General features: G+C 72.2%; 14 protein-coding genes. 12 read left to right on the forward strand and 2 right to left on the reverse strand.

Annotated elements, in window-relative coordinates:
* Nucleotides 1-13 precede the first annotated feature (13 nt).
* From J2X59_RS13010 to J2X59_RS13050, 9 genes are all read left to right on the forward strand, one after another.
* Nucleotides 14-1,645 (forward strand): RecQ family ATP-dependent DNA helicase, encoded by a 1,632-nt coding sequence (locus J2X59_RS13010; RefSeq protein ID WP_066656860.1) that lies wholly within the window; start codon nucleotides 14-16, stop codon nucleotides 1,643-1,645.
* A gap of 270 nt (nucleotides 1,646-1,915) precedes the next feature.
* The gene (locus J2X59_RS13015) at nucleotides 1,916-2,209 is read left to right on the forward strand and encodes a hypothetical protein (protein WP_066656863.1); all 294 of its coding nucleotides are present in this window, start codon (nucleotides 1,916-1,918) and stop codon (nucleotides 2,207-2,209) included.
* A gap of 50 nt (nucleotides 2,210-2,259) precedes the next feature.
* Entirely contained in the window at nucleotides 2,260-2,622 is a 363-nt protein-coding gene (locus J2X59_RS13020; RefSeq protein WP_326496962.1) for a hypothetical protein, read from the forward strand.
* A gap of 56 nt (nucleotides 2,623-2,678) precedes the next feature.
* Entirely contained in the window at nucleotides 2,679-3,500 is an 822-nt protein-coding gene (locus tag J2X59_RS13025; RefSeq protein ID WP_326496963.1) for an oxygenase MpaB family protein, read from the forward strand.
* Nucleotides 3,501-3,549: 49 nt separating this feature from the next.
* The gene (locus tag J2X59_RS13030) at nucleotides 3,550-4,380 is read left to right on the forward strand and encodes a ribose-phosphate pyrophosphokinase (protein WP_326496964.1); all 831 of its coding nucleotides are present in this window, start codon (nucleotides 3,550-3,552) and stop codon (nucleotides 4,378-4,380) included.
* Nucleotides 4,377-5,930, forward strand: coding sequence for a nicotinate phosphoribosyltransferase (locus J2X59_RS13035; protein ID WP_326496965.1), 1,554 nt, complete (start codon nucleotides 4,377-4,379; stop codon nucleotides 5,928-5,930). The genes J2X59_RS13030 and J2X59_RS13035 overlap by 4 nt, the downstream gene beginning before the upstream one ends.
* Nucleotides 5,927-6,580 carry an NUDIX hydrolase gene (locus J2X59_RS13040; protein ID WP_209685328.1) on the forward strand — a complete coding sequence of 218 codons (654 nt, stop codon included), beginning with the start codon at nucleotides 5,927-5,929 and terminating at the stop codon, nucleotides 6,578-6,580. Before J2X59_RS13035 ends, J2X59_RS13040 begins: the two co-directional genes overlap by 4 nt.
* 18 nt (nucleotides 6,581-6,598) lie before the next feature.
* On the forward strand, nucleotides 6,599-7,234 hold the full coding sequence (locus J2X59_RS13045; RefSeq protein ID WP_326496966.1) for a pyridoxal 5'-phosphate synthase: 636 nt from the start codon (nucleotides 6,599-6,601) through the stop codon (nucleotides 7,232-7,234).
* A gap of 256 nt (nucleotides 7,235-7,490) precedes the next feature.
* Complete coding sequence (locus tag J2X59_RS13050; RefSeq protein ID WP_326496967.1) at nucleotides 7,491-7,982, forward strand: GNAT family N-acetyltransferase; 492 nt, start codon at nucleotides 7,491-7,493, stop codon at nucleotides 7,980-7,982.
* Nucleotides 7,983-8,003: 21 nt separating this feature from the next.
* Here J2X59_RS13050 and J2X59_RS13055 read toward each other — a convergent pair whose 3' ends face one another.
* Entirely contained in the window at nucleotides 8,004-10,469 is a 2,466-nt protein-coding gene (locus J2X59_RS13055) for an ATP-dependent helicase (RefSeq protein WP_326496968.1), read from the reverse strand.
* A 119-nt stretch (nucleotides 10,470-10,588) separates the two neighbouring features.
* Between J2X59_RS13055 and J2X59_RS13060 the strand changes: the two genes are divergently transcribed.
* The gene (locus J2X59_RS13060) at nucleotides 10,589-11,122 is read left to right on the forward strand and encodes a hypothetical protein (RefSeq protein ID WP_326496969.1); all 534 of its coding nucleotides are present in this window, start codon (nucleotides 10,589-10,591) and stop codon (nucleotides 11,120-11,122) included.
* Here the strand turns inward: J2X59_RS13060 and J2X59_RS13065 are convergent.
* The gene (locus J2X59_RS13065) at nucleotides 11,096-12,109 is read right to left on the reverse strand and encodes a glycerophosphodiester phosphodiesterase family protein (protein WP_326496970.1); all 1,014 of its coding nucleotides are present in this window, start codon (nucleotides 12,107-12,109) and stop codon (nucleotides 11,096-11,098) included. The two genes, J2X59_RS13060 and J2X59_RS13065, sit on opposite strands and share 27 nt — an antisense overlap.
* A 113-nt stretch (nucleotides 12,110-12,222) precedes the next feature.
* On the opposite strand from J2X59_RS13065, the gene J2X59_RS13070 reads away from it, so the two are divergent.
* The gene (locus tag J2X59_RS13070) at nucleotides 12,223-13,209 is read left to right on the forward strand and encodes a DUF817 domain-containing protein (RefSeq protein WP_326496971.1); all 987 of its coding nucleotides are present in this window, start codon (nucleotides 12,223-12,225) and stop codon (nucleotides 13,207-13,209) included.
* A 113-nt stretch (nucleotides 13,210-13,322) separates the two neighbouring features.
* On the forward strand, nucleotides 13,323-14,192 hold the full coding sequence (locus tag J2X59_RS13075; protein WP_209685315.1) for a Bax inhibitor-1/YccA family protein: 870 nt from the start codon (nucleotides 13,323-13,325) through the stop codon (nucleotides 14,190-14,192).
* Nucleotides 14,193-14,263: the final 71 nt, after the last annotated feature.

Below are 14,263 nucleotides of genomic sequence, written 5' to 3' on the forward strand. Positions count from 1 at the left end.
GCACGGTCGACGGGTGCAGAAGGAACTCCGTACCCGCGCCGCCGACGTCTTCGGCTGGGACCTCCACCCCGAGCAGGAACAGGTCGTCGACGCCGTCCTCGACGGTCGCGACGCCCTGGCGCTCATGCCCACCGGCTCGGGGAAGTCCGCGATCTACCAGGTCGCCGCGCTCGCCCTGGACGGCCCGGTCGTCGTCGTCTCGCCCCTCGTGGCCCTGCAGGAGGACCAGGTCGTCGGCATCGAGGACCACCCGGACGCGCCCCGAGCCGTCACGATCAACGCCACCAGGGGCAGCCGGCAGCTCGAGGACGCGTGGGACGCCGTGGCGTCCGGCGAGGCCCGGTACGTGTTCCTGGCCCCCGAGCAACTGGCGAAGGACGAGGTCGTCGAGCGGCTGCGCGACGCCGGCGTCGCGCTCGTCACCGTCGACGAGGCGCACTGCGTGTCGAGCTGGGGGCACGACTTCCGCCCGGACTACCTGGTGCTCGGCGAGGTCGTGGAGCGCCTCGGGCGCCCGCCGGTGCTCGCGATGACCGCGACCGGGTCGACGCCCGTCCGCGCCGAGATCGTCGAGCGGCTCGGCATGCGGGACCCGCTGGTCGTCGCCACCGGCTTCGACCGGCCGAACCTGCGCTTCGAGGTCGCCCGGCACGCCGACGACGAGTCGAAGCGCGAGGCGGTCGTGGAGCAGGTCGTCGGACTCGAGGGGGTCGGCATCGTCTACGTCGCCACCCGCGCCGAGACCCTGGTGTACGCGGACGAACTCGTGGAGAGTGGTCGCCGGGCGAAGGCGTACCACGCGGGCCTCCGCGTGCGGGACCGCGAGCGGGTCCACCACGAGTTCCTCGACGGCGAGCTCGACGTCGTCGTCGCCACCAGCGCGTTCGGCATGGGGATCGACAAGCCGGACGTGCGCTTCGTCGTGCACGCCGACGTCCCCGAGTCGGTCGACGCCTACTACCAGGAGGTGGGCCGTGCCGGCCGCGACGGCGACGTCGGCCTCGCCACGATGCACTACCGCGCCGAGGACCTCGGCCTCCGACGCTTCTTCGCGTCCGGGTCGCCGCGCCCGGCCACCCTCCGTGCCGTGTTCGACGCCGTCCCCGCCGAGGGCTCGGTGGCCCGTTCCGAGCTCGCCGAACGCTCCGGGCTCGCCGCTCGCACCGCGGGCCGCGCCGCCAACGCCCTCGTCGACGCGGGCGCGCTCGACGACGGTGAGGACGGTCTCACCCGTCGACCGGACGGCCCCCGCGACGCCGAGGCGGCAGCGGGGCTCGCGAAGGCGCAGGCGAAGGAGCGCGAGGAGATCGAGGAGTCGCGCATCGCGATGATGCGCCGGTTCGCCGAGACCTCGGGCTGCCGCCGGCAGTTCCTGCTCGGGTACTTCGGTGACGAGCTCGCCGAGCCGTGCGGCAACTGCGACACGTGCACGGCCGGGACCGCCCAGGACGCGGACGCCCACGGTGCCGACGGTGCGAACGACGACGCCTGGCCCCCGGAGTCGCCCGTCGAGCACGCGCAGTGGGGCCGAGGGACGGTGATGAGCACGGAGGACGACCGGTTGACGGTGTTCTTCGAGTCCGCGGGGTACAAGACCCTCGGGCTGGCCGACGTCGAGGAACGGCACCTGCTCGAGCGCGTCTGACGCGCCGGCGTCGGACCCGGGGTGGGGAAGGCGCGGTCGCTCGACCACCCGTCGGCGACCGCGCTCCACTCCCCCGAGCACGGCGAGTGTGACCCGCGATCGTGGACCGCAGGTGACGCCGAGGTGAACGGGACGCGAAACCGGACGAGGGGTGCGCAGACCGGACGACCACAGACCGGACGACCGGTCAGGCGGACGGCGTACACAGGAAGGCCCGACGGCCCCGGCGACCCGCTCCGGAGCCCGACCCTCCCACGGAAGGACTGCACCATGAGCGACCCCGGCATCAGCCCCGTCGACGACTTCGACGCCCAGGAGCGCCGTACCGACGACCTGGACCGCGAGCACGTGGGTCCGTACGAGGTCGACGAGTCCGAGGAGTCCCTCGAGACCGTCACGAACGACGCCGTCGCCGGCGAGACCGTCGAGCCCCAGCCGGGCGACGGAACCGACGACGGCCCCACCGGTGGCGCTCCGCGCGAGGGCTCGCCCGACCTGTGGGAGCACGACGACGACACCGAGCGTCCGGACCTCGGCGGCGACCTCGGCACGAAGCCGCTCTGAGCACGACACCCGCACGACCCCCACGGAGCACGGCCCAGTACGATCGGGCCGTGCTCCGTGGCGTCCGCGACCGTGTCCGTGCGACGCCCGCGCTGGCCCGGCTCCTCTCGCTGGCGTCCCTGCTGCTCGTCGCCGCGGCGGCGCACTCGGGCGCCCGCGCCGGCGGGATCGCCTGGCTCCCGCTGCTCGTCGCGGGTGTCGTGCTCGCCCTGGTCACCGGCGCGACGGCGCACCGGTGGCCCCTGCCGGCCATCTGGCTGGTCGTGACACTGCTGGCGGCCGCGGGCGGCACGCTCGTGAGCGTCGCGTGGCTGGTCGGCGCGCTGATCGGCGGCGCGGTGGCGCTGGCCGCAGCCCTGTTCCTCGACACCGCGCCGCTCCCGCGGGCACGGCGGAGCGGGACACGCCCGTGACGCGACGGCCGGGAGGCTCGTCCCACCCCCGCCCCGCCGGCCACGGCGACCGGTCGGTGGACGGACGCGGTGCGACGGGCGGACCACGGGCCTCCCGTCCGGCACACGGTCACGTCGCCGACCGCGAGCTGCGTCGGTGGCTCGCGGACAGCACGCCCGTCGCGGCCGGTGGCCGCGCCATCCTGCTGCAGATCGCGGACCCGGTCGTCGCAGCCGGGGTCCGACGGCACTCCGACTTCGCCCGTCGACCGCAGCAGCGGTTGGCCCACACCCTGATGTTCGTCTACGCCGTCGTGATCGGGACCGAGACCGACGCTGCCGTGGCGACCGCGTTCGTGGACCGGGCGCACCGACCGGTCGAGGGCGCCGACGACGTCGACCGGCAGCGGTGGGTGGCGGCGACGCTGTTCGACTCCGCACGACGGGCACACGAGCTGTTCGGCGACCCCCTGTCGGCCGACGACGCCGAGCGTGTCCTGGCGGCCTACGCCCCGATCGCGACGTCCCTGCGCGTGCCCGCCGACGGTTGGTTCGCCTCGGTCGCCTCCTTCGACGTGTACTGGGGTGCGGCCCTGCCCGCCCTGCACGTCACCGACGACGCGCGTGGGATCGTGCGCGACCTCCTGCACCCCCGCTTCGCACCGCTGTGGGTCCGCACCGCGATGCCACTCGTCCGGATCGTCACCGTCGGCATGCTGCCGGAGGCCCTGCGGACCGCGTACGGCTTCGCCTGGGGGCCGCGCGAGCAGCGGCGCTTCCGGCGGACCGTCGCGCTCGTCCGGCGCGTGCGGAGCCTCGTGCCGGGGTGGGCGCTCCGACTCCCGGGGCCGCTGCTGCTGCGGGCCATGCACCGGATCGCCGCGCGGTACGCCCACTGATCCCGACAAGTTCTTGTCATGGCGACAAGAACAGTGGTACGGTCGGACCATGGCAGTCGAACTCAGCACCTGGGACGCCCAGGGCACACCGACGACACCGACGTTCTCCACGATGCGGTTCCCCGCGGGCGAGGCACACGTCAAGGTCCGGGACGACGCCGACGCGGGGGCGACCACCGAGATCGCGACCCTGCGCGGCACCGGCGGCGACGACCTGGTGATGCTCGGCATGTGGGCGGACGCGGTCCGACAGCGCGGGGCACGCTCGGTGGCGCTCGTTCCGTACCTGCCCGGAGCGCGGCAGGACCGCGGACTCCCCTTCGGCGCGAAGGTCTACGCGGACGTCCTGAACGGCTTCGCCATCGACCGGGTGATCGCCTTCGACCCCCACTCGCCCGTGATCGTCGGGCTGGTCGAGCGCCTCACCGTGGTGCCGAGCGAGCGGGTCGTGCACGACGCCGTCCTCGCCGGGTCCGACTACAGCGGCATCATCGCCCCGGACAAGGGCGCGGTCGCCCGGGCGGCGCTCGTCGCCGAGGCAGCCGGACTCCCCATGTTCCGCGCCGAGAAGCACCGCAACCCGGACACCGGCAAGCTCGACGGGTTCTCGTGCGAGCCGCTCCCCGAGACCGGTCGGCTGCTCGTCGTCGACGACATCTGCGACGGCGGCGGCACCTTCGCGGGCCTCGCCGGCTCGACCGGCCTGCCTGCGGAGCGCCTGGGCCTCTGGGTCTCGCACGGCGTCTTCTCCGGACGGGCCCCGCAGCTCGCCGAGCACTTCGGCGAGATCGTCACCACCGACAGCTACCCCGCACAGCAGGACGTCCCGGGCCTCCGCACCGTCCCGCTCAGCCCGTACCTCACGAAGGAGATCCGATGACGACCACGACGGGCCTCGAGCCCCGCACCACCACCGCGAGTCCGATCGCCCCGCTGCTGGCGGTCGACGGGTACAAGCACTCGCACCGGCAGGTCTACCCCGAGGGCACGACCCGGATCCTGATCAACTGGACGAACCGCTCGAACGCGCACATGCCCGAGTCGACCCACGCGGTGGTCTTCGGGCTGCAGGCGTTCGTGCAGCGGTACCTGGTCGAGGCGTGGGCGCCGTTCTTCGCCGCCGACGAGGACGAGGTCGCGCGGTTGTTCGAGCAGGCGCTGCAGGGCTACTTCGGCCCGAACCACATCGGTGTCGACCACGTCCGCGCCCTGCACCGCCTCGGGTACCTCCCGCTCGACATCCGGGCGCTCCCCGAGGGCACCCTCGCCCCGATCGGCGTCGCGACGCTGACGGTCGAGAACACCCTCGACGACTTCTTCTGGCTGCCGAACTACATCGAGACCGCCCTGTCGGCGTCGATCTGGCACCCCTCGACCGTCGCGACGAAGGCGCTCGAGTACCGCGACCTCATGGAGGAGTGGGCCGAGCGCACCGGCGCCGACCCGGCGAGCATCGACTTCGCCGCCCACGACTTCTCGTTCCGCGGGCAGACGAGCATCGAGTCCGCCGCCGCGGGCGGTGCCGGACACCTGCTGTCGTTCCTCGGTACCGACTCGATGCCGTCGCTCGACTTCATCGACCGCTACTACCCGGGCGACAACGGCTGGGTGGCGGCCAGCGTCCCCGCCACCGAGCACAGCGTGATGTGCGTCCGCGGCGCCGACGGCGAGCTCGAGACGTTCGCGCAGATCCTCGACGTCTACCCGACCGGCATCGTCTCGGCGGTGAGTGACGGCTTCGACCTGTTCAAGGTGATCACCGAGACGCTCCCGCAGCTCAAGGACCGCATCACGGCCCGCGACGGCAAGCTCGTCATCCGCCCGGACTCCGGCGACCCGGTCGACATCGTCACCGGCACCGTGCACGGCGTCGACCAGGCAGCGCTGACCGACCCGTCGCGCAGCCACGAGGAGAAGGGCGTCGTCGAGCTCCTCGACGAGCTGTTCGGGCACACCGTCAACGAGCGGGGCTTCAAGGTGCTCGACCAGCACATCGGCGTCATCTACGGCGACAGCATCACGCTCGACCGTGCCCGTCGCATCTACGAGCGCCTCGCCGCGAAGGGCTACGCGAGCGACAACGTCGTGCTCGGCATCGGGTCGTACACGTACCAGTACATGACGCGCGACAACCTCGGCAGCGCCGTGAAGGCCACGTGGGCCCTCGTCGACGGGCAGCCGGTCGACATCCAGAAGGACCCGAAGACCGGCAGCGGCAAGAAGAGCGCGAAGGGCCGAATCGCCCTGCACCGCGACGACACCGGCGAGATCCGCCAGACCGACGAGGCCACCGCCGAGGACGAGGCGACCAGCCTGCTCCAGCCCGTCTGGGTCGACGGCCGCTTCCGGGTGCACCAGTCGTTCGCCGACGTGCGCGAGACGCTCCGCACCGAACGCGCCGCCCGCGCGGCCCGCCGGGCGTCGGTGTGACCGACGCCCACACGGCGACCCGCGACCAGCCGCTCATCGCGATCGACGTCGTCCCGGTGTCGTTCACGGTGACGGAGGGTCTGCGGGTCGCCACCGCGCGCCGGGCGTACGACCCGTACGCCGGTCGGGAGGCACTGCCCGGCGTGCTCCTGGACGCTGCGGAACGCCTCGCCGACGGTGCACGGCGCGCCCTGCGCACCAAGGCCGCCATCGGCACCGGGGCGGTGCGGCACCTCGCACAGGTCGGTGCGTTCGACGGCCCGTCCCGCGACCCGCGGGAGACCGCGATCAGCATCGCGTTCGCGGCGGTCGTGGCACCGGCGGTGGACGGCGGGCCCGTGGTGTGGAGGTCGACCGACGGGGGCGACCTGGGCCTCCCGTTCGACCACGACACGATCGTGCGGGCCGCCCTCGACCAGGTGCGCACCCGGCTCTGGCGGGACGTCCCGATGACACGCGCCCTGCTCGGTGACGTCTTCCCGACGAGTGCGGCGGCAGTACTCCACGCGGCGCTCCACGGGACCGCCCCGGATGCCGGCAACCTCAACCGTGCACTCCGGACGAACCCCGCGCTCGTCCGAGCCGATGCCTCCCCGACGTCCACCGGCCGGGGCGGTCGTCCCCCGGCGACCTGGACGTGGACCGACTGAGCACGGTTGGGTGGGGGCATGTCCAGTTCGCTCTCCGGTGACGACTCCCTGCACCTGCCCGAGTTCGACGCGCCTCCCGCGTCCCCGTTCGACGTCGCCCGAGCCTGGCTCGACGGCGCCGCGGAGCGCGAGGTGTCCGAGCCGATGTCGATGACCCTCGCGACCGCCGGTGCCGACGGGCGGGTGTCCGCCCGCACCGTCGACGTGAAGCGGCTCGACGACCGCGGGTTGGTGTTCGGCACCTCGACCCTGAGCCCGAAGGGACGGCAGCTCGCGGACAACCCGCACGCGGCGCTGCAGGTGTACTGGCGCGAGAGCATGCAGCAGCTGCGCTTCGAGGGCCGGGCCGTGCAGCTGTCCGACGAGGAGTCCGACGCGCTGTTCGTCGACCGCTCGCCGAAGTCACGCGCCGCCACCGCGATCGCCGACCAGTCGGACGTGCTCGAACCGCGCACGCTGCAGGACCTGATCGACGACGCGAACGTGCTGCTCGACGAGAGCGACGACGACGTGCCGCGCCCCGAGGGCTGGGTGGCATGGCGGCTCGAGCCCGACGTGGTGGAGTTCTGGCAGGGCAGCCGCGACCGGATGCACCGGCGGCTGCAGTACGTCCGCGCCGGCGACGGCTGGGACGTGGCGCGGCTGCAGCCGTAGCGCGGGAGGGTCGGCGCGGCTGGGACGCTGCGGGCGCGACGCCGGTGCGGTCGCCGCTGCGAGCGGGGCCGCGGGGCCGACGGCGCCCCGCACAACCGGGAGCACCTCGCGCCACGGAACCCCACGGCGCGACGTGCTCCGCGTAGTGCAGCGGCACGTCGAACCAGGATCCCGACATCGAACCAGCCGCCGGTGCTGGTTCGACGTCGGGAACGTGGTTCGACGCCGACGGCAGGGCCAGCGGTACCGTCGTCGGATGGGGACCACGCACGCGCTCACCGTCCGACCGGCCGAGGTGCGGGATGCCGACGCGATCGCCGCCGTGCACGTGCAGGCGTGGCGCGAGGCCTACGCCCACCTCCTGCCGGCGGAGTTCCTCGCGGCCCTCGACGTCGATGCCCGCGCGGCACGGTGGCGCGGGATCATCGCCGTGCCCGGTGTCGACGTGCTCGTCGCCACCGTCGGCGACGCGATCGTCGGCTGGGCGTCCGCGGGACCCGGTCGCGGCGAGGCCCCACGGGACCGCGAGCTCGAGGGCATCTACGTCCTCGCCGCGCAGCACGGAGCGGGCGTCGGACAGGCGTTGCTCGAGGCCGCGATCGGCACCGCGCCCGCGTTCCTCTGGGTCGCTGACGGCAACCAGCGTGCCGAAGCCTTCTACCGGCGGAACGGCTTCGAGCGGGACGGCACCGTCAAGCACGAACCGATCGGCCCGCACGGGCTCGATGCGGTCCGGATGGTGCGCTGAGCACCGCCGCGCCCGCTGCCGTCAGAGCTTCTCGATCGGCGCGATCTTGATGAGCAGCTTCTTGCGACCCGCGGCGTCGAAGGCGATCTCGGCGATGCGCTTCGCGCCCTGCCCGGTCACCGCGGACACCGTGCCCTCGCCGAAGTCGACGTGCTTGATGCGGTCGCCGGCGACGAGTTCCATGTCACCGTTGTCCCGGACCTGCCCGGACACCCGGTTCGCCCACTCGGTCTTCGGACGGGTCTTCGCCGCCGCGGCCGCACGGTCGTAGGAACCGCCGCCGAAGCCGCCACCGCCGCGGTAGCCACCGCCGCCCCCGCCGGCACCGCCGGAACCACCCGGACCGCCACCGCGACGGGCGTTCAGCGCGCGGGGCTCGGTCCCCCCGCGGCTGTTCGCCATGCCGGGCGACTGCTTCCACTCGATCAGGCCCTCGGGGATCTCCTGCAGGAAGCGGGACGGCATCGCCACGTTGACGTCGCCGAACTGCGCGCGGGTCATCGCCAGCGACAGGAAGAGCGACTTCTTCGCTCGGGTGATGCCGACGTAGAAGAGCCGGCGTTCCTCGGCGGGGCCGCCCGGCTCGTTCGCGGACATCCGGTGCGGCAGCAGGTCCTCCTCGACGCCGGTGAGGAACACCGCGTCGTACTCCAGGCCCTTCGCCGTGTGCAGCGTCATGAGCGACACGGTGCCGGACGAGTCGTCGAGCTCGTCGGCCGCTGCGACCAGGGAGACCTCGGTCAGGAAGTCGGACAGGGTGCCCTCGGGGTTGTTCTTCTGGAACTCCCGCGTCACCGCCACGAGCTCGTCGATGTTGTCCGCACGCGCCGCGTCCTGCGCGTCGGGCGACTTCCGCAGGTTCTCGAGCAGCCCGGAGCCGTCGAGCAGCTGCGTGAGCGTGTCGACCACCGGCTGGGTCGCGGCGCGCGAAGCGACGTCGTCGAGCAGCGCTGCGAACGACGTGATCGCGGTCCGCACCTTCGGCCCGAACCCGAGCTCGTCGGCGTGCCGCAGGGCGTCGCGCATCGAGGTCTCGTGCTCGTCGGCGTAGCGCTGCAGTGCCGTCTCCGTCACGGCACCGATGCCGCGCTTGGGCACGTTGAGGATGCGCCGGAGCGACAGCGGATCGGCCGGGTTGGCGACGGTGATCAGGTACGCCATGGCGTCCTTGATCTCGGCACGCTCGTAGAACTTCGTGCCGCCGAGCACCCGGTACGGGATCGCCGAGCGGATGAAGATCTCCTCGAGCGCACGCGTCTGCGAGTTGGTCCGGTAGAACACGGCCATGTCCCGGTACGACGTGCCCTCGTCGTGCAGGCGCTGGATCTCGTCGGCGACGAACTGCGCCTCGTCGTGGCCGGTGTACCCGGTGAAGCCGACGATCTTGTCGCCGGCCCCGACGTCGGTGAACAGGTTCTTCGCCTGGCGGTCGAAGTTGTTCGCGATGACGGCGTTCGCAGCGTCGAGGATCGTCTGCGTCGACCGGTAGTTCTGCTCGAGCAGGATCACCTTCGAGTTCGGGAAGTCCCGCTCGAACTCGACGATGTTCCGGATGTCTGCTCCGCGGAAGGCGTAGATCGACTGGTCCGAGTCACCGACGACGGTGAGCGATGCCGGGGCGATCGACCCGTCGGCCTCGCGCATCCGGGCGACGTGCTGTCCGGTGTCCTCGAGCTTGTCGACCTGCTCGACGGGCACCGGGCGGGTGAGCTCGCGGATCAGGGCGTACTGCGCGTGGTTGGTGTCCTGGTACTCGTCGACCAGGACGAACCGGAAGCGGCGCTGGTAGAGCGCGGCGACCTCGGGGAACGCGCGGAACAGGAAGACGGTCTGCCCGATCAGGTCGTCGAAGTCGAAGGCGTTCGCCCGGCGGAGCTCGTTCGTGTAGCGCCGGAACACCTCGGTGAACATGACCTCCTGCGGGTCGTTCACGTTGATGTTCCGGGCGTAGGTGTCGACGTCCTGCAGCTCGTTCTTGAGCTTCGAGATCTTCGACGCCGCGGCGCCGACGGTCAGCCCGAGGGAGTCCGCCTCGAGCTCCTTGATGATCCGCTTGAGGAGGGCGCGGGAGTCCGCGGAGTCGTAGATCGTGAACGACTGCGGGAACCCGAAGCGCTCGGCCTCGCGCCGGAGGATCCGTACGCACGCCGAGTGGAACGTCGAGATCCACATGCCCTCGGCGGCCTGCCCGACCAGTGCCTGCACGCGCTCGCGCATCTCGGCGGCGGCCTTGTTCGTGAACGTGATGGCGAGGATCTGCGACGGCCAGGCCTCGCGGTTCGCCAGCAGCAGGGCGATGCGGCGGGTGAGCACGCTCGTCTTGCCCGATCCGGCACCGGCCACGATGAGCAGGGACTCGCCGCGGTACTCGACGGCTTCCTTCTGCTGGGGGTTGAGACCCGCGGTGAAGGGGTCGTCGTACCCGCCGGGGCGGTTGCCCGCGCCCGGCTCGGGGGACTGGTCGAAGGGGTCGAGCACGATCGTCATGACCGGATCAGTCTAGGCGCGCCCTCCGACAGGCGCAGCGGCTGCGGTCCGTGGGCCGCGGGACACACTGCGACGCACCAGGACCGGGATCGGGTCCGACGGCGGACAGGCTGTCGGGCATGAGGACGTGGACCGCAGGTGACGCCGTCGAGCTCGTCGAGCGGAGCTGGGTCTGGATGTCGTTCGTCACGACCCCCGTGACGATCACGGTCGGGGCCGGCTGGTCCTTCCTCGCCGACGGTGGCATCGGGAGACCCGAGGGCCCGCCCGCTCTCGCCCTCACGATCGTCCTCCTCGCCGTCGTCGCGGGGCTCGTGACGATCGGGGGCGGCGTCGTGGCGCTCCCCTGCACGTACGCACTCGGGTGGGCGCTCGCCCGGATCTCCGCCCACCGCGGCGTGCACGTCGTCGCGCACGCACTGCTCGCCGGCGGCCTGGCTGCGCTCTGCGTCTGGGTGCTCGAGACGTACTGGTCCCACGCGTGGGCACCCCTCCCGGCCTTCCGCCTGCTCATCTCGGTCTCGGCTGCGGCCGCTGCGGCGATCGCCACCTGGCGGACCGCCCGCGCGACCGCGGCGGTGCGGCGGCGACGACTCCGCGGCGTGCGGACGCGGGGAGCTGACGGGTCAGTCGGTGGCGCTCTCGACGAGTGACCGCGCCCGCACCGCCAGGTCCGGGTGGTCCGCGAACACCCCGTCCACCCCGGTCCGCACGACCGAGGTGAACCACCGCTCCCAGTCGCCGTGCGCTGCAACGTCGCCCCCGCGCCGCAGTGGCGCCGGCAGGAACCGGTTCTCCGGCCGGAGCGTCCACGTGTAGACGGCGAGCCCCGCAGCGTGCGCGCGCTCGACGATGACGCTCCGGACCGGGCGCGGGTCGTCGACCGCGACGCTGTCGACCCCCGCCATCAGGGTCTTCAGGTCGACGCTGACGCCGTGGAACTCCGCGGCGAACCCGGCCAGCGCGGCGTCCGTGCGCTCCGACGCCCACGAGGGAGCCGCCGATCCGTGGGCGGCGACCTCGTCCGCGGCACTGCCACGGGCCTCCTGGAGGTACACGAGCCGACCACCCGTCCCCCGTGCGCCGAGCTGACGGAGCACCGTCTTCTCGAACGACTCGATCGTCAGCCGGTCGTCGCCGCGCCACCCGGCGTCCCCGAGCGTGTCGTCGAGCAGCTGCGCCATCGGGAAGCGGGCCTGCTCGAAGAAGTGCGCGTGCTTGACCTCGGCGACGAGCCCGACCGGTCGGGGCGCCGCGTCGAGGATCGCGAGCAGGTCCTCGAGTCGCAGGACGCCGTCCTCGCCGTCGTGCGCGGCCGAGGCCGGACGCAGCCGGGGAAGGCGCTCCCGGACCCGGAGCGTCCGCAGCTCGTCCCACGTGAAGTCCTCGGTGAACCAGCCCGTCACGCTCTGGCCGTCGACGGTCTTCGTCGTCCGCAGGTGTGCGAACTCGGGGTGGTCGGCGACGTCCGTCGTGCCGGACACCTCGTTCTCGTGCCGCAGCACGAGCACGCCGTCCTTCGTCGGCACGAGGTCCGGCTCGATCGCGTCGGCACCGAGGCCGACGGCCAGTTCGTAGGCACTCCGGGAGTGCTCCGGTCGGTGGCCGGAGGCACCACGGTGGGCGATCACACGGGTCATGCGCCGAACCGTAGCCGCTCGACCCTGCCCGCAGGTGTCCTCACGGTGTGCCTGTGGACACATCCGTTCAGCCGTCGCCCCTCGTTCCCAGGCCGCCCGCGGAGGGTCGCTCCGTGACCGTCCGACACCTCTCCACCGCCGTCGAGGCCCGCATCGACCGCGCGGCCCGCCGCCTGCTCGACGCCGGGCACCAGCCGCACCGCCCGGGCCGTCTCGCCCTGACCGAGTTCCTGGTGTTCGGCGCGAAGCAGGCGTGGGCGTGCACGTTCGGGGTGCTGCTCCTCGCGACGATGGTCGTGGTGCACCTGACCGTGCCGCCCGGGGCCCGGAACGACGTCCTCACGATGTCCGCGGCGGCGATCCAGGTCGCGATGCTCGTGTTCGGCCTCGAGACGGTCCGGGAGCTCCGGGTGATGATGGTCTTCCACGTGGTCGGCACGGTGATGGAGGTCTTCAAGACCCACGTCGGCTCGTGGGAGTACGCGGGCGACGGCTGGCTCGTGGTGGCGGGCGTGCCGCTCTTCTCCGGGTTCATGTACGGCGCGGTCGGGTCGTACATGGTCCGGGTCGTGCGGCTGTTCGACCTGCGCTTCGACCGGTACCCGCGGCAGTGGTCGCTCGTGCTCGTCGCGGCGGGCATCTACGCGAACTTCTTCGGGCACCACTTCGTGTGGGACGCGCGGTACGTGCTGCTCGCCCTGGTCGTGGCCCTGTTCGCACGCACCACGATGCACGTCCGCGTGCACCGCGCGACGCTGCGGATGCCGGTCCTGCTCGCGATGGCCCTCGTCGCGCTGTTCATCTGGCTGGCCGAGAACGTCGCGACCTGGGCCGGCGCCTGGTCCTACCCGGCGCAGGCGGGAGCGTGGCAGCCGGTCGCGCCGACGAAGGTCGTCGCCTGGCTGCTGCTCATGGTCGTCTCGGTCGCGCTGGTCTCGTGGCTGTACCCGCAGGTCCGGTCGGCTCCGGCGGTCGCCGACCGACGGCGTGCGGGCACCGACCGGCCGGGAGGCACGGCCCGCCACCGCCCCGCAGGCGCCCGTCCGGCGGTCGGCCGGTTCACGACGAGCTCGGGGCAGCCACGCAGACCGCGACCGTAGGCTCCCGGTGTCGGGACCACCGGGTCCTGCTTCCGCTCGCCGCGAATCCTCAGCCTTCCGCGACGGGGCGCCCCTAGGCTGAGAGGACGTAAATCTCCGAGGAAGAGGACACCATGGCCTTCAAGCCCGGTTTCGACCAGTCCCCCGCCTTCAACGACCAGGGCCGTGGCGCCTGGGGCGCCGGCGCTGGTCAGCAGCAGGCGGGCTGGGGACGCACCCCACAGCAGGGACAGTACCCGCAGCAGGGCGGCATGACGCCCGAGCAGCTGCAGTACATGTACGACCGCCCGACGGCGAGCCCGGTCGACACCGACCGCATGTCGTACGAGGACACCATCGTCAAGACGCTGCTCGCGTTCGGCGTGCTCCTCGTCGGCGCCGTCGCCGGCTGGAACCTGCCGCCGATCGTCTGGATCGTCGGCGCGATCGTCGGGTTCGTGCTCGCGCTCGTCAACACGTTCAAGAAGAAGCCGTCGCCGGGGCTCGTCCTGGCGTACGCGTTCTTCGAGGGCCTGTTCGTCGGCGGCATCTCGGCGATGTTCAACAGCCAGTTCGACGGCATCGTCACGCAGGCCGTGTTCGGCACCCTCGGTGTCTTCGCGGTCACGCTGCTGCTCTTCACGTCCGGCAAGGTGCGTGCGACGCCGAAGGCGACCCGGTTCTTCCTCGTCGCGATGGTCGGCTACCTGGTCTTCTCGCTCGTGAACCTCGTGCTCATGTGGACCGGCGTGACGAACTCCGCGTTCGGTCTCCGGAGCTTCGAGATCTTCGGCATCCCGCTGGGCGTCATCATCGGCATCTTCGTGGTGCTCATGGCGGCGTACTCGCTGGTGCTCGACTTCGACCAGATCAAGACCGGCGTCCAGCGCGGCGCTCCCCGCATCTACGCCTGGACCGCGGCGTTCGGTCTCATCGTCACCCTGGTGTGGCTGTACATCGAGATCCTGCGCATCCTCGCGATCCTGGCGAGCAACCGCGAGTAGCTCGCACCTGATCGACACGAGGGGCCCCGGCACACGCCGGGGCCCTTCGTCGTGTGTCGGGAGGTCGGAGC

The organism is Curtobacterium sp. 260, from assembly GCF_030803485.1.
GTDB lineage: Bacteria > Actinomycetota > Actinomycetes > Actinomycetales > Microbacteriaceae > Curtobacterium.